We start from the raw sequence: 19,049 nt of genomic DNA, 5'->3' as shown, positions 1-19,049 counted from the left end.
GGGGTCAAGCGGCGTGGGCGTCCTGGGTGGCCGCGTGCAGGAGAAGACGTACCGCCAGGTCCGCGAGGGCGGCGGCGGTCTGGTCGGCCGGCGCGGCGGGCCGCACGATGTGGCTGATCACCAGCCGGACGACCGCGTCCGTGGCGAAGGCCACCGCGGCCCGGTCGGCACCCGGCAACACGGTGTCGGCCCACTCCACCAGCGCGTCGGTGGCCTCCGTCAGCACCAGCTCCGACCGGGTGGTGAGGAAGGGCAGCAGCTCGTCGGAGCCGCCCCGGTTGCTGGTCAGGACGGCCCTGATCAGCGGGTCGCCCGCCGCCTCCGTGAGGGTGTGCGAGATGGTCGCGTGCGCGGCGGCCCGGACGTCGTGGCCGTGCACGCGCAGCAGGGCGCGTACGGCGCCGACGAAACGGTCGATCTCCCGTCGGGCGAGCGCCTCGGCCAGGGCCGCCTTGCTGCCGAACTCGTTGTAGACCGTCTGCCGGCTGACTCCCGCCGCACGCGCGACAGCACCCATCCGGACGCCGTCCCAGCCGGTGGCGACGGTCAGCGCCCCGGCGGCCTCGACGATCATCTCCCGCGAGCGGGTCCCCTCCCTCACCCCGCCCATGGTGTCGAATCCGGTGGCTCGCCGCACCGACCGGCACGGCGGAAGTCGGCGCCGTCGCGCCCGATGGCACCATCCCTTCGGCCGACGCATAGGATGTGCGGTCATGGCACGCGTGCTCACTCCCCGTGCGGAGGACTTTCCCCGCTGGTACCAGGACCTGATCGCCAAGGCGAAGCTGGCCGACAACGGCCCGGTCCGGGGGACCATGGTCATCCGACCGGCCGGCTACGCCATCTGGGAGCGGATGCAGTCCGAGATGGACGCCCGGATCAAGGCGGCGGGCGCGGAGAACGCGTACTTCCCGCTCTTCATCCCGGAGAGCTACCTCAAGCGCGAGGCCGAGCACGTCGAGGGCTTCTCGCCGGAGCTGGCGGTGGTCACCCACGGTGGCGGCAAGCAGCTCGCCGAGCCGGTCGTGGTGCGGCCCACCAGCGAGACGGTCATCGGCGAGTTCATGGCCAAGTGGATCGACTCGTACCGGGACCTGCCGCTGCTGCTCAACCAGTGGGCCAACGTGGTCCGCTGGGAGCTGCGCCCCCGGGTGTTCCTGCGTACCAGCGAGTTCCTCTGGCAGGAGGGGCACACCGCGCACGCGACCCGCGAGGACGCGCGGGCCTACGCCCGGCGGATCCTGCACGAGGCGTACGAGGACCTGATGGTCAACGTGCTCGGCATCCCGGTGGTCGTCGGCCTGAAGACGGCCCGCGAGCGCTTCGCCGGGGCGACGGCGACCTACACCTGCGAAGGCATGATGGGCGACGGCAAGGCCCTCCAGCTCGGCACCAGCCACGAGCTGGGGCAGAACTTCGCCAAGGCCTTCGACATCAGCTACTCCTCCGCCGAGGGCGGCCGGGAGCACGCCTGGACGACCTCCTGGGGCACGTCGACCCGGATGCTCGGCGGCCTGATCATGTGCCACGGCGACGACAACGGCCTGCGGGTGCCGCCGAAGCTGGCGCCCGTGCAGGCGTACGTCATGGTCGTCAAGGACGGCGAGGGCGTCGGCGAGGCGGCGGCCAAGCTGCGTGACGCGTTGCGCGACGCCGGTGTCCGGGTCGCGCTCGACGACCGCGTCGACACCCCGTTCGGCCGCCGGGCCGTCGACGCCGAGCTGCGCGGCTATCCCGTACGCGTCGAGGTCGGCCCCCGCGACCTGGCCGCCGGCAACGCGGTCGTGGTCCGGCGTACGGACGGCTCGAAGTCCCCGACGCCGGTGGCCGACGTGGTCGCCGCCGTGCTGGCCGCCCTCGACGCCGACCAGCGGGCCCTGCACGACCAGGCGCTGGCCCACCGGCAGTCCCGCACCGTCGAGGTGTCGACCCTGGCCGAGGCGATCGAGGCGGCCGCCACCGGCTGGGCGCTCGTGCCGTGGTCGGCGGTCGGCGTGCAGGGTGAGGCGGAGGCCAACGGCCAGGGCGTGACCGTGCGCTGCCTGCTGCGCGCCGACGGCTCGGTGCCCGACACCGAGGACGAGCCCGACCTGGTCGCCATCCTGGCCCGCGCCTACTGATCCCGCCGCACCTTCCTCAGGCGTCGCGGCAGCGCCCTCAGGCGTCAGGAAGGGCACCTTCCTGACGCCTGAGGTAGAGGAAGGGTCCCTTCCTGACACCTCGGAGCGGTGGGCGGGCGTGGGGAGCGGGGGCCGGTAGGGTCGGGGCGTGAGATTCGAACCTGGGCGGCTGATCGTGCACCGCAACGTGCGCCGGGGCCGGATCGGCTGGGTGCGTACCGCGCGGGTGGTCAGCGACGACGACCGGGGTCTGGTGCTCTGGGTGCCCCGGAACTCCCCGGTGGCGGGCGAGGTCACCGAGGCCGGGTTGGGCATGCGGGCGGTGCCGTTCACCGAGTGGATCTCCTCGTCGTACCGCCTGGCCGCCAGCCGGTGGAACGGCCCGTCGGTGCTGAAGTTCCTGCCCGCCGGGGCGGCCCACTCCGTGTGGTGGTTCCGCGACGCGCACGACCGCTTCGCCGTCTGGTACGTGAACCTGGAGGAGCCCGGGGTGCGCTGGGACGACGGCGGGCTCGCCGGCGTCGACATGGTGGACCAGGACCTCGACGTGGTCGTCCGCCCGGACCGGAGCTGGGAGTGGAAGGACGAGGAGGAGTTCGCCGAGCGGCTGGCCTTCCCCGACCACTACTGGGTGGCCGATCCGGACCCGGTCCGGGCCGAGGGGAAGCGGGTGATCGCGCTGGCCGAGGCGGGGGAGTTCCCGTTCGACGGCACCTGGTGCGACTTCACCCCGCCGTCCGACTGGGTCACACCCGAGGAGCTGCCGCCCGGCTGGGACCGGCCCCCGGTGCGCTGAGCCCGGACGCCCGCTGAGGTGTGCTTTCGGTCACTTCCGCCGCCTGGCGGGTGACCGGGGGCGGTCCGGTGCGAGCGATCCGGGGTCGATCTGGCAGAATGGCTGGCTGGTATCCGGCGTGTGTCCGGCGCCCTCTAACCCGGGCACGTCGCCAGTCCACCGAGCAGTCTCCGGCCCAACCCCACTGTGCCGGTCGGCGCTCACCCGTGCACCGCCCGTTCGGGCCGGTGAGATCGCAACAGGAGCGAAACAACTGTGGCCGTAAAGATCCGGCTCCTGCGGATGGGCAAGATCCGCAACCCGCAGTACCGCATCGTCATCGCCGACTCGCGCACCAAGCGCGACGGCCGGGCGATCGAGTTCGTCGGGATCTACCAGCCGAAGGAAGACCCTTCGGTGATCGAGGTCAAGTCGGAGCGGGTCCAGTACTGGCTGTCCGTCGGCGCCCAGCCGAGCGAGGCGGTGCAGCGGCTGCTGGAGCTGACCGGTGACTGGCAGAAGTTCAAGGGCCTGCCGGCCCCGCCGCCGCTGAAGGTCGCGCCGGAGCGGGTCAACCGCACCGCCGCGTACGAGGCCGAGGCGAAGGCCGCCGCCGGGCTCGCCGAGACGCCGGCCAAGCCGGCCAAGAAGGCCGCCGCCAAGGCCGAGGCTCCGGCTGCCGAGGAGGCGCCGAAGACCGAGGAGCAGGCCGGTGCGGACTCCGGCGAGCAGGCCTGACGTGGCACTGCGTCCCGCGTTGGAGCACCTGGTCAAGGGCATCGTCGACCACCCCGATGACGTACGCGTCCGGCTGGTCGACTCCCGTCGGGGCAAGCGGCTGGAAGTCCGCGTGCACCCGGAGGACCTCGGCACGGTGATCGGGCGGTCCGGCCGGACCGCCAAGGCGCTGCGCCAGGTGATCGGCTCCATCGGCGGGCGCGGGGTGCGCGTCGACATCGTCGACTCGTACTGATGCTGCTCATCGTCGGCAGGATCGGCAAGCCGCACGGCATCCGCGGTGAGGTCACCGTGGAGGTGCGGACCGACGAACCCGAAGCGCGGTTCGCCCCGGGCATGGTGCTGCGCACCGAGCCCGGGGCGTCGCCCCGGCCTGTGCACAGCGATCGGGTGCTGCGCACCGAGCCCGGGGCGACGCCCCGGCCTGTGCACAGCGATCGGGTGCTGCGCACCGAGCCCGGGGCGACCCCGCCGCCGCAGGCCGGGCCGGGCGAGCCCGAGCCCTTCCGGGTGCCCGCCGAGCTGACCGTGGAGTCCGCCCGCTGGCACCAGGGGCGGCTGCTGGTCGCGTTCGAGGGCATCCTGGACCGCGACGTCGCCGAAGCGCTGCGCGGCACCCTGCTCGCGGTCGACAGCGCCGACGTCGCCGCGCCGGAGGACCCGGAGGAGTTCCACGACCACCAGCTCGTCGGGCTCGCCGTGGTCACCCCCGCCGGCGACCGGCTGGGCGAGGTGGCCCGGATCGACCACGCCCCCGCCTCCGACCTGCTGGTGCTGCGCCGCCCCGAGGGGCGTACGGCGCTCATCCCGTTCGTCAAGGCGATCGTCCCCGAGGTAGACCTCGCCGGCGGTCGCGTCGTCGTCGACCCGCCGGCCGGTCTGCTCGACCTGTAGAGCCGCTGGAGCATCCCCGCATGCGCGTCGACGTCGTGTCGATCTTCCCGGAGTACCTCGCCCCGCTGGACCTGTCGCTGATCGGCAGGGCGCGCGCGAACGGCACGCTGCGGCTGGCCGTACACGATCTGCGCACCTGGACCCACGACGTGCACCGCACGGTCGACGACACCCCCTACGGCGGCGGGCCCGGCATGGTGATGCGGCCGGAGCCGTGGGGCGCGGCGCTCGATGCCCTCGCCCCGGCGGAGGCGGCCCCGCCCCGGCTGGTGGTGCCGGCCCCGACCGGGGTGCCCTTCACCCAGGCGCTGGCGCACGAGTTGGCCGCCGAGCCGCACCTGATCTTCGCCTGCGGCCGGTACGAGGGCATCGACCAGCGGGTGCTCGACCATGCCGCCACCCGGATGCCGGTCACCGAGGTCTCCCTCGGCGACTACGTCCTGTTCGGCGGGGAGGTGGCCGTGCTGGTGATCCTGGAGGCGGTCACCCGGCTGCTGCCCGGCGTGCTCGGCAACGCGGGCTCGCTCGCGGAGGAGTCACACGCCCACGGGCTGCTGGAGGCCCCCATGTACACGAAGCCGGCGACCTGGCGCGGGCTGGAGGTGCCGGAGGTGCTCCGCTCCGGCGACCACGGCCGGATCGCCCGCTGGCGGCGGGACGAGGCGTTGATCCGGACGGCGGCGCGCCGCCCCGACATGCTCGCCGCGCTCGACCCGGCCGACCTGGACAAACGGGACGTCGCGGCGTTGGAGCGGGCCGGATTTCAGGTGCCGCCGGGGGATGTGGCAAAGTAGGGAGGTTGCCGCAGTCGGCCGCGCCGTGGGCGGCTGCGAGGATCCTCGCCCGGGGTCGGGCCTACCGGCCACCACCAGGGGATCAGAATCACCCATCCGCGCACCGACTGACGGTGCGCCGTGAGCCTCACGAGGACGCAGCGATGAACATCCTGGACGCCCTTGACGCCCAGTCGAAGCGGACCGACCTCCCCGACTTCCGTGCCGGTGACACCGTCAAGGTGCACGCCCGGGTCGTCGAGGGCAACCGGTCCCGTGTCCAGATCTTCCAGGGCGTCGTGATCCGCCGCCAGGGTGACGGTCTGCGCGAGACCTTCTCGGTCCGCAAGATCAGCTTCGGGGTCGGTGTCGAGCGCACCTACCCGATCAACAGCCCGGCCATCGACCGGATCGAGGTCGTGACCCGCGGTGACGTGCGCCGCGCCAAGCTCTACTACCTGCGCGAGCTGCGGGGCAAGAAGGCCAAGATCAAGGAGAAGCGCGAGAAGCAGCCGAGCTGACTCACGCGCTCGCCACGCCGCCTGAGCTGCGCACATGTCGTACCGGCAAGACCGCACTAGTCTGGTCGGTACGGGCGCAGCCGGGCGACGTCCCGCCACGACGGCGGAGCGACGTCCACTACCGCCCGGGGAGCCTCGACAGGGCTCCCGGGCGGTAGTGTCTTTTCTGCTGACCGGAGAGTGGCGTGGTGCAGACGCGTGACGACGAAGGCGCCGTCGATCCGTGGCGACGCCGGGCCCGCCGGCCCCGCCGCCAGATGCCGCTCTGGCAGGAGCTGCCACTGCTGCTGGTGGTGGCGTTCTGCCTTGCGGTGCTGATCCGCACCTTCCTGCTCCAGGCGTTCTTCATCCCCTCCGGCTCCATGGAGGACACCCTCCTCGTCGGGGACCGGGTGCTGGTCAACAAGGTCGTCTACGACGTGCGCGACCCGGTCCGCGGCGAGGTCGTCGTCTTCCGGGGCACCGACCGCTGGGCCCCGCAGGTCGACGAGGGACCGGAGCCCGGTTTCGTGGGCAAGCTCAGCCGGACGGTCGGCGACCTGGTCGGCGTCAGCCGCCCCGGCGAGAAGGACTTCATCAAGCGGGTCATCGGCCTGCCCGGCGACCGGGTGAAGTGCTGCGACGCGCAGGGGCGGGTGCAGGTCAACGGCACTTCGCTCGACGAGTCGTCGTACGTCCTGCGGGACTCGCCGCTCGACATCCCGCCCAACCCCCGGGAGTGCCGGTCCCGGCGCTTCGACGAGGTCGTCGTACCGCCCGGGCAGATCTTCGTGATGGGTGACCACCGCATGGTCTCCCAGGACGCCCGCTGCCAGGGGCCGGTGCCGATCGAGAACGTGGTCGGCCGGGCCTTCACGGTGGTCTGGCCGTCGTCGCGGTGGAGCGCCCTGTCGGTGCCGGACAGCTTCGGCGACGTCGCCGATCCACCGGCCGCCACCACCGGTGCCCCGCCCCCGGTCCGCCCCACCCCGGGCGGCGGCGTGGTGCTGTTCGTCCCGCTCACGGCCGCGGTCGCCGTTCTCGCGCGTTCCGGTCGGTGGCGTCCAGCCGGGCAACGTAGGCTCTCCCCGTGATTGACGAGCAGACCGACAAGCCGCGCAGTTCCTTCTGGAAGGAACTGCCCATCCTCCTGGGCGTGGCGATCCTGGTCGCGGTGCTGGTGCGAGCCTTCGTACTGCAGACCTTCTTCATCCCCTCCCCGTCGATGGAGAACACGCTCCAGATCGACGATCGGGTGCTGGTCAACAAGCTGGTCTACGACTTCCGCTCCCCGCACCGGGGCGAGGTGATCGTCTTCAAGGCGCCCCTGGAGTGGAGCAGCAACCCCGACGGCGAGGACTTCATCAAGCGGGTCATCGGTGTCGGGGGCGACCACGTGGTCTGCTGCGACCCGCAGGGGCGGCTGACGATCAACGGCAAGTCGCTCGACGAGCCCTACATCTTCCCGGGGGACAAGACCGCCGAGGAGTTCGACATCACCGTCCCGAAGGGGCGGCTGTGGGTGATGGGCGACCACCGCGAGGCGTCGGGCGACTCGCTGGAGCACTGGCAGCAGTCCGGGCAGGACATCACCGTCGCCACCATCCCCGAGGGCGAGGTCGTCGGCCGGGCCTTCACCGTCTTCTGGCCGGTCAACCGGGCTACCTGGCTGAGCGTCCCGAAGCCGTACGAGGCCATCCCCGAACCGTAGGGGTCGCCGGGCGTGGGCGTTGTCGGCGGCGTCTGGCAGGCTGGTGCGGTGACCGTCTACACCCCCCGGCGTGCGGCGCGCGTCCTGCTCGTCGACGCGGCGGGTCGGCTGCTGCTCTTCAGCGGCGCCGACCCCGCCCGCCCCGAGCACGGCCGCTGGTGGTTCACCCCGGGCGGCGGCCTGGACCCGGGGGAGAGCTACCCCGAGTGTGCCGCCCGTGAGCTGGCCGAGGAGATCGGCCTGCGGCTGCCGGCCTCGGCGTTCGGCCCGCCGGTCCACCGCGACGTGACGGAGTTCCCGTTCGACGGCGTCTGGTACCGGCAGGAGCAGGAGTTCTTCCTGGTGCGGGTGACGGGTCACGAGGTCGACACCGCGGGCTTCAGCGAGATCGAGCGGGCCACCGTCGCCGCCCACCGGTGGTGGTCGCCCGACGAACTGGCGGGCACGGGCGAGCGGTACTACCCGACGGACCTGCCGGCGGTGCTGGCCCGGGCGCTCACCTCCGCGCAGGCGCCGGTCGCCGGGGAAGGCGCGCCGTGCTGACCCCGCCACGCACCGTGGTGCGCCGCGAGGGCGGGCTCTACGCGCTGGAGCGCGCGTTGCAACGGCGCGGCTTCCGGCACGTCGCCGGGGCCGACGAGGCGGGCCGCGGCGCCTGCGCCGGCCCACTGGTCGCCGCCGCCGCGATCCTCCCCGAGGGGCGGCGCGGCGAGATCGACGGGCTGGCCGACTCCAAGCTGCTCACCCCCGCCAGCCGGGAGCGGATCCACGACGAGGTCGTGGCCCGCGCCCTGGCGTACGCCGTGGTGGTGATCCCGGCCGAGGAGGTCGACGAGCGGGGCCTGCACGTGTGCAACCTGGCCGCGATGCGCCGCGCGCTGGCGTCGTTGACGACCCGCCCCGACTACGTGCTGACCGACGGCTTCGGCGTGGACGGTCTCGACGTGCCGGGGCTGGCCGTGTGGAAGGGGGACCGGGTGGCGGCCTGCGTCGCGGCGGCGAGCGTGCTCGCCAAGGTCACCCGGGACCGGATGATGGTCGAGCTGGACGGGGCGTTCCCGGGCTACGGGTTCGCCGAGCACAAGGGTTACATCACCGCGGAGCACACCGCGGCGCTGCGGGAGCGGGGGCCGTGCCGGGAGCACCGCTTCTCGTACGTCAACGTGGCGGCGGTGTCGGGCCGCGACGGCGCCCCACCCCGGGCGCGTCGGCCGGCGGAGGCCAGGCGGGACGAGCCGATGGAGCGCTCCTGCCCGCCAGGGGGTACCGTCGGCGTGGCGTTGGGCGAGCAGCCTCGGCCTCCGGCGTCGGTGGGGGAAGATGTGGTCATGGAAGGCGGAGTGCGATGAGCGCGGAAGATCTCGAGAAGTACGAGACCGAGATGGAGCTACAGCTCTACCGGGAGTACCGCGACATTGTCCGCCAGTTCTCCTATGTGGTGGAGACGGAGCGGCGCTTCTACCTGGCCAACCAGGTCGACCTGCACGTGCGCAACTCCGACGGCGAGGTCTACTTCGAGGTCGAGATGCACGACGCCTGGGTGTGGGACATGTACCGCCCGGCCCGGTTTGTGAAGAATGTCCGGGTAATGACGTTCAAGGACGTCAACGTCGAGGAGTTGGAGAAGCCCGACATCTCGCTGCCCGCCGACTCCGGTTTCGGCGGCTGATCCACCGCTCCTCGTCCCGCCCGGTGGCCTGACCGCCGGCGTACGGCCTCGTCGGCGCCCCCCACCGCCGCGACGCCCGCCCCGACAGCCCGGGGCGTCACCCGGGCAGCACCACGACCTCGACCCGCTGGACCAGGTTGTTGGCGAAGCCACCCCGGTTCCACGGCTGCTCGACCGGCTGGGTGCGGCCGGAGGCGTCGGTGGCGCGGGCCCCGAGGACGTGCCGACCCGGGCGTGCCGTCCATTCGTGGTGCCACCGGCGCCAGGCGAACTCGCCGCCGACCGGCTCGTCCAGGGTGGCCGGTCGCCAGGTGTCCCCGCCGTCGGTGGTCACCTCCACCGCGACCACCGGGGCGTGGCCGGACCAGGCGCGTCCGTCCAGCGTGCACGGACCGGGGCGCAGCACCCGGGTGCGGGACATGAAGTCGGGGAAGCCGGGCGGCCGGACCAGCGCCCGCGGCTCGATCCGGGTCACCGGCACGCCGGGATCGTCGGCGTCCCGCCGCAGCCGGTAGGCGACCGCGTTCTGGTAGCCGTCGAACGCCTCGGTGCGCACGTCGATCTCGCGCAGCCACTTGACGCTCGCCATGCCGTACCAGCCCGGCACGATCAGCCGCAGCGGCGCGCCGTGCTGCGGCAGCAGCGGGGCCCCGTTCATCTCGTACGCCAGGAGCACCTCCTCGCGCAGCGCGTCGGCGGCCGGCAGCGCCCGCTGGTAGTCCTGCTCGACGCCGCGTTCCACGCCGTGGTCGGCACCGGTGAACACGACGTCCACGGCGTCGGCGGCGATTCCCGCCTCGCGCAGCAGCGGCGCCAGCGGGGTGCCGGCCCACTCCGCGTTGCCGACCGCCTCGACCAGCCACGGCTGGCTGACGGGGCGAGGATGGAGCAGGGCCCGCCCGTTGCCGGCGCACTCCAACGTCACCCGTCGGGTGACCCGGGGCCGCTCGCGCAGTGCGGCGAGGTCGAGGGTCAGCGGGCGGTCCACCGCACCGGTCACCCTCAGCGCGTGGGTCGCGGGGTCGAGATCCGGGATGTCGTAGTGGATGAGCAGGTAGTGCAGGCCGGCCGGCGTCACGTCGTAGCGCAGCGCCTCCAGCGGGATCCCGTGGTTGCGGGCGGCGAGCCGCAGCTCCTCGACGCTGATCCCCTCGTCCGGCGCGGCCAGGCGGGACGGCCCGCTGACGTCGTCCACAGTGGTCATCGTGGCCTCCCCGGCCGGCGGTGGCTCCGCCGTACGCCCGTCCAGCCTAGGCCCTCGCCGACCCGGGCCGGGTCATAGCAGATCGGTCGGCCCTGCGGGCACCCGTCCACAGGACGACCGTCGTCCACAGCGGCGGGTGCCGGGGGTGGCGCGGGCGTACGGGCGCCGAACAGGCTGCGCCCATGCGACCAGCCATCCGTATCGCCGCCGCGCTCAGCGCCGCCCTGCTCTTGCTCGCACCCGCTGTCCCCGCCGCCCGACCGGTGTCGGCGGCGGCGCGGCCGTTCGACGCCGAGGTGCCGTCCGCGCGCCCCTCGGCGCAGTCCGCATCTGCTCCGGCGTCGCCCGACCGGGCCTCGGTGCTGTCCGGGTGGGCCCCGGTCGTGGCGGCGCGGTTCCGGTGGCCGCTCGACGGTGTGCCGCGCCCGGTGCGCCGGTTCGACCCGCCGCCCCGGCCGTGGCTGCCCGGCCACCGCGGCGTCGACCTGGCCGCCGCGCCGGGCGCGACCGTGCGGGCGGCGGGCGCCGGCACGGTGCTCTTCGCGGGCGTGGTGGCCGGCCGTCCCGTCGTCACCGTCGGGCACCACGACGGCCTGCGCACCACCCACGAGCCGGTGTCGCCGGTGGTCCGCCCCGGTGACCCGCTGGCCGCCGGGACCCCGCTGGGCACCCTGCTCGCCGGTCACCCCGGCTGCCCCGCCCCCGCCTGCCTGCACTGGGGGTTGCGCCGCGGCACCGACTACCTGGACCCGTTGGCGTTGCTCGGCCTCGGCCCGGTCCGGCTGCTGCCCCTCGACGGCGTGCCGGGCCAGGAAGGGGGTTAGGAAGGCGCCCTTCCTGACATCTCAGCGTTGGGCGAGTAGTGGGGGAAGCCGCACCGACAGCCGCTCGTACTCGTCGGGGGTGTTGTAGACCTGGCCGCAGAGCCGCAGCCAGCCCCGTCCGTTCCACGTCATGACGGCGACCTCGGTGGCGAGCCGCGCGGCGATCCGCTCCCGCAGCGCCCGCGCGGCGTCGAAGCTGGCCCCCACACCCGGCGGCAGCGGGACGATCCGCATGGCGACCCCGGGTCCGCCGGGGTCGGGCAGGTCGGCGGGGGCCACCCCGAGCGCGTCCCCCAGCACCCGCTGGCCGTACGCCGCCAGCGCGGCGTTGTGTTCGCGTACCCGGTCGACGCCGAGGCCGCGCAACGTGAACAGGCCCACGGGAGCGGCCAGCCAGCCGGTGTAGTCCTGCGTCGCCGCCCACTCGACCCGGCCCGGGAACCCCGACTCCTGCTCCCAGGAGACGACCAGCGGCTCGATCCGCTCCCGCCACGGTGGGGCGACCACCAGCACGGCGGTGCCGCGCGGCGCGTACGCCCACTTGTGCAGGTTGCCCACCCAGAAGTCGGCGCCGACGGAGTCCACCGGCGTCGGGAGCATGCCCGGGGCGTGCGCGGCGTCGACGAGGACGGGTACGCCGTGCTCCCGGGCCACCCCGACGATCGCGGCGACGGGGAAGAGCCGGGCGGTGGCCGACGTGAGCTGGTCCACGACGAGCAGCCGGGTCCGGCCGGGGCGCAGCCCGGCGCGCACGATCTGGACGACCTCCTCGTCGGTGGCGGCCAACGGGACCGGCAGCGCCCGGGTGACGGCCCCCGTACGCCGGCACTCGCGGGCGATGGACAGGCCGACCGCGCCGTAGCCGTGGTCGGTGGTGAGCACCTCGTCGCCGGTACGCAGCCCGAGCGACTGGAGCACCGTGGCCACGCCGGTGGTGGCGTTCGGGACCAGGGCGGTGCCGTCCGGGTCGGCGCCCAGGAAACCGGCCAGGTGACGGCGGGTGTGGGCGATCCGGTCGACCAGGCCCTGCGTGAAGAAGCGCAGCGGGTTGGCCTCCATCTCGTCGCGCAGCCGCTGCTGGGCGCGCTGCACGCTGATCGGCACCGCGCCGAACGAGCCGTGGTTGAGGTGGCTCACCGCCGGGTCCAGGGAGAAGAGCAGGCGGGCTGCCGCGATCGGCTCGGGCGGCTGCGGGACGCTCACCCGATGATCGTAGCCACCGGCTGATCTCCCCGGCCCGGTCGCGCCCAGCGTCCAGCATCCAGGAGATCTTGGTACGAATGCGCCCCTCCAGGGGCCGTTTCGTACCAAGATCTCGCGCACCCGACGAGGCGGTTGCCGGGATGACCCCTTTTCGGCGCGGCCACCCCGACCCTCGCCCTGCACCGGGCAACAGGCGTCGGTGGCGGGAGTCAGGCGCGGGGGTGGGCCTGGCGGTAGGCGGCGCGGAGCCGTTCCACCGACACGTGCGTGTAGATCTGGGTGCTCGCCAGGGACGAGTGCCCCAGCAACTCCTGCACCGCCCGCAGGTCCGCGCCACCCTCCAGCAGGTGGGTGGCCGCCGAGTGCCGTAGCCCGTGCGGGCTGACCGGAGGAAGGCCGGCGGCCTGTGCGTACCCGCCGACGATCCGCCTGGCGGTCGTCGGGTTGAGCCGTCCGCCGCGGGCGCCGAGCAGCAGCGCCTCGCGGGAGTGCGGACCTGCCAGGGCCGGCCTGCCCCGACGTAGCCACTCGTCGAGCGCCCGCTGTGCCGGCACCCCGTACGGCACCGCGCGTTCGCGGCCACCCTTGCCGAACACACGCACGACCCGCCGAGCGTGGTCGACGTCTGTGATGTCGAGGCCGCACGCCTCGCTGATCCGCACCCCCGTGCCGTAGAGAAGTTCCAGCAGCGCCCGGTCCCGCAGCAGCACCGCCCCGGCGGTGCCGTCAGCCGCAGCCGCCTCCGCCTGCTCGGGAACGCCCGCCGGGGCCGCTGCTGGCCCGCCGGGCTGACCGCCTTCCGGGACCGGTTGCGGGGCGAGCCGGCCGGGCGCCTCGACGAGGGCCGCCGCCTGGTCGGCGCGGAGCACAGTGGGCAGGCCCCGATGGGCACGCGGACTGGACAGCGCGCCGGCCACGTCCGCGGGAAGCAGCCCGCACCGGTGTGCCCACGCGCTGAACGTCCGCGCCGAGGCGGCCCGGCGGGCGAGCGACGCCCGTGCCGCCCCCGTCGTCCGCTGCTTCGCCAGCCAGCTGCGCAGCACGGTGAGATCCAGCTCCGCCAGCTCGGAGCAGCCCATCCGGTGGGCGTGGTCCAGCAGCGACACCACGTCGCCGACGTACGCGCGGACGGTGTGCGCGGACCGGTTGCGCACCCCGGCCAGGTGGCCGGCGAACTCGTCCACCGCCTCGCGCATCGCCGGTGGGAGGGCTTGGTGGGTCGACCGGGTGGTGGGCGGGGCCGGTGTGGTGGTGGGCGGCGGGACCTCGGGCGGCACGGGACCAGCCTACGGTCGACCGGTCGCGTCGGCGGGGTGCCGGGCGGTCGGGCCCGATGGGCGACGCGGCCTGCCCGTCCGCCAGTTGACTCTCGAAGCAGTCGCGGTATCCACCGGCGAAGTGCGGCCCGGGTGGTGGATTGTGCCGGCCGCTGCGAGCAGACTTGTCGTACCAGCGGGTGAGCTTCGGTCGTGGCCGCGGTGCCACGGACCGGGCTTGACGAAGGGGGACCGGGCATGGGAGTGGATGTCGTCCTCTACCGGGTGGTCGGAGTGCGTTCCGCTCGGCGCCGCGTCGTGCCGGCCGAGGTGCTGCCCGATCCCGACGACGTGCTGCTGGATCTTGTCGGTCGGGTTCGTGGCGCCGGGGGCACTCCGCTGCTCGACCGGGTGGACCCGGTCGGCGAGCTGGTGGTTTCCGCCGGGCAGGCGGCGCAGCTCCTCGCTGAGCTGTGCCGTCTCGCCGAGGTGGCCCGGTCGACGCCGGAGATGACGCACGTACGCCGACTCGACCGGTTGGTGCGGCGCTGCCGGGAGGACCGCGAGATGGAAATCCGCTTCGAAGGCGACTGACCCGGGATCACGGTCCACCCGGCGCGGTCGGCCGCGGCGCGGTCGTGCGTCTGGTCGGTGGCGGTGCGAGGGCGTACCCGTCGTCGCGGCGGAGCACCATGGTCATTTCCTCCAGCATCGACAGTTTCCGCAGCGCGGTACGGACCGGCACGCCGGCCCGCGCGGCGAGGGCGTCCACGCCCACCGAACCACGGCGGGGCATCGCCTCGACGACGGCCCGGGCGTCGTCGTCGAGCAGGTCGACCGGCCGTTGCGGGCCGCGCGGCACGGGCGCCAGCTCGCCGATCCGCCCGACCTCCTCCAGCACGTGCGCGATGCCGGTCACCAGCCGGGCGTTCGGATACTCCCGCAGCGTCTCGTGCGTGCCGACGGACATCGCCGACGTGACGGGACCGGGCACCACCATGCCGGGCCGATCCAGGGCGAGCGCCCGGTGGGTGGTCTGCGTGGCGCCGCTGCGGGCCGCCGCTTCCACGAGCACGGTGCCGCGGGTGCCCGCTGCGATCACCCGGTTGCGGATGAGGAACCGGGGCCGGAGCGGATCGGCACCCGGCATCCACTCGCTGACCAGCAGCCCGGTGTCGGCGATCCGGTCGAACAGCGCCGCGTTGCCCATCGGGTACGGGCGGTCCACACCGCAGGCGAGCACGGCCACGGTGACGCCGCCGGCGTTGAGCGCCCCCCGGTGGGCCGCGGCGTCGATGCCGAAGGCGCCGCCCGACACGACGGTCCAGTCGCGGTCGGCCAGCCCGTAGCCGAGTTCCGTGGCGACGTGCGTGCCGTAACCGGTGGCCGCCCGGGCTCCGACGACCGCGACGGAACGGTCGAACGCCTCGCCGAGCGGCCACACCCCGCGCACCCAGAAGCAGAGCGGGGGAGCGGTCTCGACGTCCACCCGCCGGAACGCGCCGGTCAGCCGGAGCCGACGCAGGTCGTCGACCCGGACCGGCCACTCGTCGTGGCCGGGGACGACGATCCGGGCGCCGAGCCGGTCCGCGCGGGCCAGCGCCTCGGCCGCGACGGCCCTGGCGTCGCCGGCGGCGGTACGCGCGGCCACCGCGGCCCGTAGCGTCTCCTCCGGTGCGCCGCCGTCGAGCAGCAGGTCGAGCGCCGACACCGGGCCCAACCGGTCGACCAGCCGGTGCACCGACCGGGTGCCCGGCTCGGCGAGCCAGGTCAGCGCCACCCGGGCCAGCGTCTCCTCGTCGGTGCTCACGTCGCGTCCCCCGTTCTCAGTTGGATGGCTTCCCGGACGTCCTCCCGGTCGGGCCGGTCCCGGCCGTCCAGGTCGGCGATCGTCCAGGCCAAACGGATGATCCGGTCGAAGCCCCGGGCCGACAGCGACCCCGAGTCCAACCGGGCCCGCAACTCGGCCGTGTCGGGCCCCGGCAACCGCCAGGGTGGGCGGCGCAGGTGCGGCCCGGGTACCTCGGCGTTGAGACGGCGGCCGAGCGCCGCCCAGCGCGCGGCCGCGGCGTGCCGGGCCGCCGACACCCGCCCGGCGACGGTGGCCGACGGCTCGCTGCCGGCGGTGGCCTCCATCAGCTCGGCCGCCCGGAGCGGTGGCAGCTTCACCTGCACGTCGATCCGGTCCAGCAGCGGACCGGAGAGCCGGCTGAGGTAGCGCCGGCGGGCCTGGGGCGCGCACTCGCAGTACGCGTCCCCGGCCGGCCTGGCGCACGGGCACGGGTTGGCGGCCAGCACGAGCTGGGTGCGGGCGGGGTATTCGGCGCCGCCCCGGCTGCGGGCCACCCGGACCCGGCCGTTCTCCAGCGGCTGGCGCAGCGCCTCCAGGGCTCCCCGGCTGAACTCGGGTGCCTCGTCGAGGAAGAGGACTCCCCGGTGGGCGAGGGAGATCGCGCCGGGCCGGGCCAGCCCGGAACCGCCGCCGACAAGCGACGGCACCGTCGCGGTGTGGTGCGGTGCCTGGAACGGCGGCCGGCGCAGCAACCGGCCGCCCGGCGGGAGCAGCCCGGCGATCGAGTGCAGCGCGGTGACCTCCAACGCGGCCTCGTCGTCCAGCGCGGGCAGGATCGACGGGAGGCGTTCGGCGAGCATGGTCTTGCCAGCTCCCGGCGGCCCGACCAGCGCCAGGTGGTGTCCGCCCGCCGCGGCCACCTCCAGCGCCCGCCGCCCCAGCCCCTGCCCGGAGACGTCGGCGAGGTCCGGTCCGCCGCCGGCCGGTGGCGGTTCGCCCGGCTCGGGTTCGATCAGGGGCGAGCCGTCGCGGACGAAGGCGACCAGCCGGTGCAGGGTGTCGACCGCCCGGACCCGGACCCCGGGGACGACCGCCGCCTCGGCGGCGTTGCCCGCCGGGACGATCACCTTCTCGATGCCGGCCCGGGCGGCCGCGGCGACCATCGGCAGCACGCCGCGTACCGGCCGGACCGTGCCGTCGAGGCCCAGCTCGCCCAGGACCGCCACGCGTTCCAGCGGCAGCAGTGGCAGCTCGCCCGAGCCGCCCAGCAGGGCCGCCGCGATCGCCAGGTCGAACGCCGAACCGAACTTGGGCAGGTCGGCCGGCAGGAGGTTGAGGGTGATCCGCCGGTTGGGCCACCGCTGGCCGGAGTTGACCACCGCCGCCCGGACGCGGTCCCGGGCCTCGTGCAGGGCGGTGTCCGGCAGCCCCGAGATGACCACCGCCGGCAGGCCGGCAGCCAGGTCGGCCTCGACCTCGATCAGGTGCCCGGTGACGCCGACCAGGCCCACGCAGAGCACCTTGGCGTAGCTCACGCCGCCACCCGTCGGCCCTCGGTCAGGGGGCCGCCCAGCTCCGACCTGCACCCGCTGCCGACGCCGGACCCCGGCCTGTCGTGCCCGCCCATCTCAGAACGCGCCCTTGAGGTGCTCGACCCGGGCGGGGCCGGTGCCGGTGAGGCGTACCGAGATCACGTCGAAGCGCACCTCGTCGGCGGTCGTGCCGGTGGCGGCGAGCCATCGGGCGGCGAGGCCGCGCAGCCGGCGGGCCTTGGCCGGTACGACCGCCTCGGCCGGTGTGCCGAACCCGTCCGTGCGGCGGGTCTTCACCTCGCAGAAGGCGAGCACGGGCCCGTCCCAGGCGATGATGTCGATCTCCCCGGTCGGGCAGCGCCAGTTCCGGGCCACGGGGCGCAGCCCCGCCCCGATCAGGTGTCGGACGGCGCACCGCTCGCCGTACGCGCCGATCGCCAGGTTCCGCTTCGTCATGTCCGGCACGGTGCCGTGCCCGGGCGGGGACGCGCCGCCCCACGTACACCGGCCTGTGGACGGCGGACGGGCTGTGGACGAACGGACGATCATGCCTTCGGTGTGCTACGCGGGACGACCGGGACGCGATCCGACACCCGGTGACCAGCCATCGGAGGGTCGACCGGCCGGCGGGGGTAGGACACCCGAGGGGCGAATGGCGTCCGGGAGGTCGTTCGCATACCGTGCCGGACGTGGACGGACGACGAAACTTTGTCGAAGATCAGGACTCGCGTTGGTATCCCGAAGACCGCGACCGTGACCGCGGCTACGGGGAGGCGGACTGGCGCGGCCCGGCCGAGTCCCGGTACCGGGACGACGACCTGGGCGCGCCCGAGCAGCGCCGGGCGGCGGAGGACGACCGCTATGGCGACCCCGTGGGTGGCCGGCGCGGCGAGCCGGGACGCTTCGGCACGTCGGCGGAGCCCGACTCGGGACGCCTCGGCACGGTGGAACCCGACTCCGGCCGCTTCGGCGCCGTGGAGCCCGACTCGGGGCGCTTCCGCGCGGTCGAGCCCGACTCCGGGCGGTTCGGCGCGGTAGACGCCGACCGGGGCCGCTTCGGGGGGTCGGAGGACTCCGGCCGGTTCGCCGTCACCGACGCGGAGCCGGCGAGGTACGGCGAGGGCGATTCGGGACGCTTCGGCGCGGTCGCGCCGCTCGGGGACGGCCGGTCGGAGAACGAGGGATACCGGGCGAGCCGTTCGCGGCGGGCCGAGGCGGATCCGGACGTCTCCGGGGAACTGCCCACCGACCGCCCGGGCCGGCGGGCGGCCCGGGAATCGCGGGACGCCCGCGACGCGGTGTCGACGTCGGCAGCCGACGCCCTGGCCGGGGCGGGTCCCGTCGAGCGGGCGGGGGAGACGGCCCCGTTGGGCGGTTATCCGATCGTCGCGCCCAGCCGGGCGACCGACGCCGCGATCCCGGTGGACGCGCCGGTCGGCGAGCCCGCCCGGACGGCCGAGCCCCCGAACCCCCTGGAGATGCCGACCGGGCCGATGCCGCCGATCGCGCCCCGTGCCGACCTCCCGCCCGGGGAACTGCCGGTCTACCCGCCGGTGGTCGCCCCGCACCCCGGCCCGCCGGCGGGCGACGGGGTCTACCGGACCCGCCGGCCCGCACTGGCCGCGCTCTTCACCCTGCTGGTCCTGGTGTTCGAGGTCCCCGCGATCCGGGTGCTGTTCAGCGGTGTGACCGGCGACCCGGTCTCGGCCGCCGACATCGTCGTGGGGACCTTCCTGGTGTGCGGCCTGCCGATCTTCGCGATCGGCCTGTACGGGCTGCGTACCGGCGGGCTGTCGCTGGCCGAGGGGAGCCGGGGCTGGCTGCGTCCGCCGACGGCCTACCTGACCGTGGGCCTGGTGCTCTTCGTGGCCGCCGCGCTCGCGGTCCGCTGAGCGGTCACCGGTAACCCGTGACCCCGTGACCCGGACCGGCGTCGTACCGATGCCGGAAATGGGCGTTCCGACCCCTTCCCCGCACCCGAGGCATCGGCGGCGGGGAAGGGGCGTACACTGGGCGACTGGCGACCGCCTTGCGCGGTCGACCTCGCGCGCCCTCTCC

The 19,049-nt window shown here is 74.5% G+C and carries 21 protein-coding genes and 1 pseudogene; 15 read left to right on the top strand and 7 right to left on the bottom strand.

Features of this window, described 5'->3' with window-relative positions; all coding sequences use genetic code 11:
• Positions 1-4 precede the first annotated feature (4 nt).
• Positions 5-610, bottom strand: a complete 606-nt coding sequence (locus ABZ809_RS23150; protein WP_357564658.1) for a TetR family transcriptional regulator — start codon at positions 608-610, stop codon at positions 5-7.
• Between the two features lie 103 nt (positions 611-713).
• On the opposite strand from ABZ809_RS23150, the gene proS reads away from it, so the two are divergent.
• The 12 genes and pseudogenes from proS (at position 714) to ABZ809_RS23090 (ending at position 9,180) form a co-directional block, all read left to right on the top strand.
• On the top strand, positions 714-2,120 hold the full coding sequence (gene proS, locus ABZ809_RS23145) for a proline--tRNA ligase (protein ID WP_357564657.1): 1,407 nt from the start codon (positions 714-716) through the stop codon (positions 2,118-2,120).
• A 148-nt stretch (positions 2,121-2,268) separates the two neighbouring features.
• Positions 2,269-2,916, top strand: a complete 648-nt coding sequence (locus ABZ809_RS23140; protein WP_357564656.1) for a DUF402 domain-containing protein — start codon at positions 2,269-2,271, stop codon at positions 2,914-2,916.
• Between the two features lie 255 nt (positions 2,917-3,171).
• On the top strand, positions 3,172-3,633 hold the full coding sequence (gene rpsP / locus ABZ809_RS23135) for a 30S ribosomal protein S16 (protein WP_357564655.1): 462 nt from the start codon (positions 3,172-3,174) through the stop codon (positions 3,631-3,633).
• A complete protein-coding gene (locus ABZ809_RS23130; protein ID WP_174242547.1) occupies positions 3,608-3,868 on the top strand; it encodes an RNA-binding protein in 261 nt (86 codons plus the stop codon). Before rpsP ends, ABZ809_RS23130 begins: the two co-directional genes overlap by 26 nt.
• A gap of 2 nt (positions 3,869-3,870) precedes the next feature.
• The gene (rimM, locus tag ABZ809_RS23125; RefSeq protein WP_357564689.1) at positions 3,871-4,527 is read left to right on the top strand and encodes a ribosome maturation factor RimM; all 657 of its coding nucleotides are present in this window, start codon (positions 3,871-3,873) and stop codon (positions 4,525-4,527) included.
• Between the two features lie 20 nt (positions 4,528-4,547).
• Positions 4,548-5,321 (top strand): tRNA (guanosine(37)-N1)-methyltransferase TrmD, encoded by a 774-nt coding sequence (gene trmD, locus ABZ809_RS23120; RefSeq protein WP_357564654.1) that lies wholly within the window; start codon positions 4,548-4,550, stop codon positions 5,319-5,321.
• Positions 5,322-5,464: 143 nt separating this feature from the next.
• Positions 5,465-5,821: a 50S ribosomal protein L19 gene (rplS, locus tag ABZ809_RS23115; RefSeq protein ID WP_089001547.1), complete on the top strand. Its 357-nt coding sequence runs from the start codon at positions 5,465-5,467 to the stop codon at positions 5,819-5,821.
• A gap of 185 nt (positions 5,822-6,006) precedes the next feature.
• Positions 6,007-6,881: pseudogene (gene lepB / locus ABZ809_RS23110) on the top strand (signal peptidase I).
• Between the two features lie 9 nt (positions 6,882-6,890).
• The gene (gene lepB / locus ABZ809_RS23105; RefSeq protein ID WP_357564653.1) at positions 6,891-7,511 is read left to right on the top strand and encodes a signal peptidase I; all 621 of its coding nucleotides are present in this window, start codon (positions 6,891-6,893) and stop codon (positions 7,509-7,511) included.
• 48 nt (positions 7,512-7,559) lie between these two features.
• The gene (locus tag ABZ809_RS23100) at positions 7,560-8,054 is read left to right on the top strand and encodes an NUDIX domain-containing protein (protein ID WP_357564652.1); all 495 of its coding nucleotides are present in this window, start codon (positions 7,560-7,562) and stop codon (positions 8,052-8,054) included.
• Positions 8,048-8,860 (top strand): ribonuclease HII, encoded by an 813-nt coding sequence (locus ABZ809_RS23095; RefSeq protein ID WP_357564651.1) that lies wholly within the window; start codon positions 8,048-8,050, stop codon positions 8,858-8,860. The genes ABZ809_RS23100 and ABZ809_RS23095 overlap by 7 nt, the downstream gene beginning before the upstream one ends.
• Positions 8,857-9,180, top strand: coding sequence for a DUF2469 domain-containing protein (locus tag ABZ809_RS23090; protein ID WP_007075222.1), 324 nt, complete (start codon positions 8,857-8,859; stop codon positions 9,178-9,180). Before ABZ809_RS23095 ends, ABZ809_RS23090 begins: the two co-directional genes overlap by 4 nt.
• Before the next feature lie 97 nt (positions 9,181-9,277).
• Here the strand turns inward: ABZ809_RS23090 and ABZ809_RS23085 are convergent, their stop codons facing one another.
• The gene (locus ABZ809_RS23085) at positions 9,278-10,384 is read right to left on the bottom strand and encodes a sulfite oxidase (protein WP_357564650.1); all 1,107 of its coding nucleotides are present in this window, start codon (positions 10,382-10,384) and stop codon (positions 9,278-9,280) included.
• 182 nt (positions 10,385-10,566) lie between these two features.
• Here ABZ809_RS23085 and ABZ809_RS23080 point away from each other — a divergent pair, with 182 nt between their 5' ends.
• The gene (locus tag ABZ809_RS23080; protein WP_357564649.1) at positions 10,567-11,208 is read left to right on the top strand and encodes a M23 family metallopeptidase; all 642 of its coding nucleotides are present in this window, start codon (positions 10,567-10,569) and stop codon (positions 11,206-11,208) included.
• 21 nt (positions 11,209-11,229) lie between these two features.
• Here ABZ809_RS23080 and ABZ809_RS23075 read toward each other — a convergent pair whose 3' ends face one another.
• Positions 11,230-12,411 carry an aminotransferase class V-fold PLP-dependent enzyme gene (locus ABZ809_RS23075; protein ID WP_357564648.1) on the bottom strand — a complete coding sequence of 394 codons (1,182 nt, stop codon included), beginning with the start codon at positions 12,409-12,411 and terminating at the stop codon, positions 11,230-11,232.
• Between the two features lie 209 nt (positions 12,412-12,620).
• Complete coding sequence (locus ABZ809_RS23070) at positions 12,621-13,607, bottom strand: tyrosine recombinase XerC (protein WP_357564688.1); 987 nt, start codon at positions 13,605-13,607, stop codon at positions 12,621-12,623.
• 318 nt (positions 13,608-13,925) lie between these two features.
• Here ABZ809_RS23070 and ABZ809_RS23065 point away from each other — a divergent pair, with 318 nt between their 5' ends.
• Complete coding sequence (locus ABZ809_RS23065) at positions 13,926-14,261, top strand: hypothetical protein (RefSeq protein WP_357564647.1); 336 nt, start codon at positions 13,926-13,928, stop codon at positions 14,259-14,261.
• Positions 14,262-14,268: 7 nt separating this feature from the next.
• On the opposite strand, the gene ABZ809_RS23060 is transcribed toward ABZ809_RS23065, so the two are convergent.
• The 3 genes from ABZ809_RS23060 to ABZ809_RS23050 all read right to left on the bottom strand — a co-directional run bounded on the left by ABZ809_RS23060 (position 14,269) and on the right by ABZ809_RS23050 (position 17,447).
• Positions 14,269-15,477, bottom strand: a complete 1,209-nt coding sequence (locus ABZ809_RS23060) for a DNA-processing protein DprA (protein WP_357564646.1) — start codon at positions 15,475-15,477, stop codon at positions 14,269-14,271.
• Positions 15,474-16,994, bottom strand: a complete 1,521-nt coding sequence (locus ABZ809_RS23055) for a YifB family Mg chelatase-like AAA ATPase (protein ID WP_357564645.1) — start codon at positions 16,992-16,994, stop codon at positions 15,474-15,476. The genes ABZ809_RS23060 and ABZ809_RS23055 overlap by 4 nt, the downstream gene beginning before the upstream one ends.
• Before the next feature lie 93 nt (positions 16,995-17,087).
• Positions 17,088-17,447 (bottom strand): YraN family protein, encoded by a 360-nt coding sequence (locus ABZ809_RS23050; protein ID WP_357564644.1) that lies wholly within the window; start codon positions 17,445-17,447, stop codon positions 17,088-17,090.
• A 233-nt stretch (positions 17,448-17,680) separates the two neighbouring features.
• Here ABZ809_RS23050 and ABZ809_RS23045 point away from each other — a divergent pair, with 233 nt between their 5' ends.
• On the top strand, positions 17,681-18,883 hold the full coding sequence (locus ABZ809_RS23045; RefSeq protein WP_357564643.1) for a hypothetical protein: 1,203 nt from the start codon (positions 17,681-17,683) through the stop codon (positions 18,881-18,883).
• Positions 18,884-19,049 lie beyond the last annotated feature (166 nt).

The organism is Micromonospora sp. NPDC047074 (assembly GCF_040643815.1).
Lineage (GTDB): Bacteria > Actinomycetota > Actinomycetes > Mycobacteriales > Micromonosporaceae > Micromonospora.
Note: the sequence above shows the minus strand (reverse complement) of the source record. Positions and strands in the feature narration are given on the sequence as shown.

Excerpts from the sequence above, each read along its gene's own strand:
- ABZ809_RS23050 (WP_357564644.1), bottom strand. The coding sequence starts at position 17,447 with ATGACGAAGCGGAACCTGGCGATCGGCGCGTACGGCGAGCGGTGCGCC.
- rplS (WP_089001547.1), top strand. The coding sequence starts at position 5,465 with ATGAACATCCTGGACGCCCTTGACGCCCAGTCGAAGCGGACCGACCTC.
- ABZ809_RS23150 (WP_357564658.1), bottom strand. The coding sequence starts at position 610 with ATGGGCGGGGTGAGGGAGGGGACCCGCTCGCGGGAGATGATCGTCGAG.
- ABZ809_RS23070 (WP_357564688.1), bottom strand. The coding sequence starts at position 13,607 with ATGCGCGAGGCGGTGGACGAGTTCGCCGGCCACCTGGCCGGGGTGCGC.
- trmD (WP_357564654.1), top strand. The coding sequence starts at position 4,548 with ATGCGCGTCGACGTCGTGTCGATCTTCCCGGAGTACCTCGCCCCGCTG.
- ABZ809_RS23085 (WP_357564650.1), bottom strand. The coding sequence starts at position 10,384 with ATGACCACTGTGGACGACGTCAGCGGGCCGTCCCGCCTGGCCGCGCCG.
- ABZ809_RS23080 (WP_357564649.1), top strand. The coding sequence starts at position 10,567 with ATGCGACCAGCCATCCGTATCGCCGCCGCGCTCAGCGCCGCCCTGCTC.
- ABZ809_RS23065 (WP_357564647.1), top strand. The coding sequence starts at position 13,926 with ATGGGAGTGGATGTCGTCCTCTACCGGGTGGTCGGAGTGCGTTCCGCT.
- ABZ809_RS23090 (WP_007075222.1), top strand. The coding sequence starts at position 8,857 with ATGAGCGCGGAAGATCTCGAGAAGTACGAGACCGAGATGGAGCTACAG.
- proS (WP_357564657.1), top strand. The coding sequence starts at position 714 with ATGGCACGCGTGCTCACTCCCCGTGCGGAGGACTTTCCCCGCTGGTAC.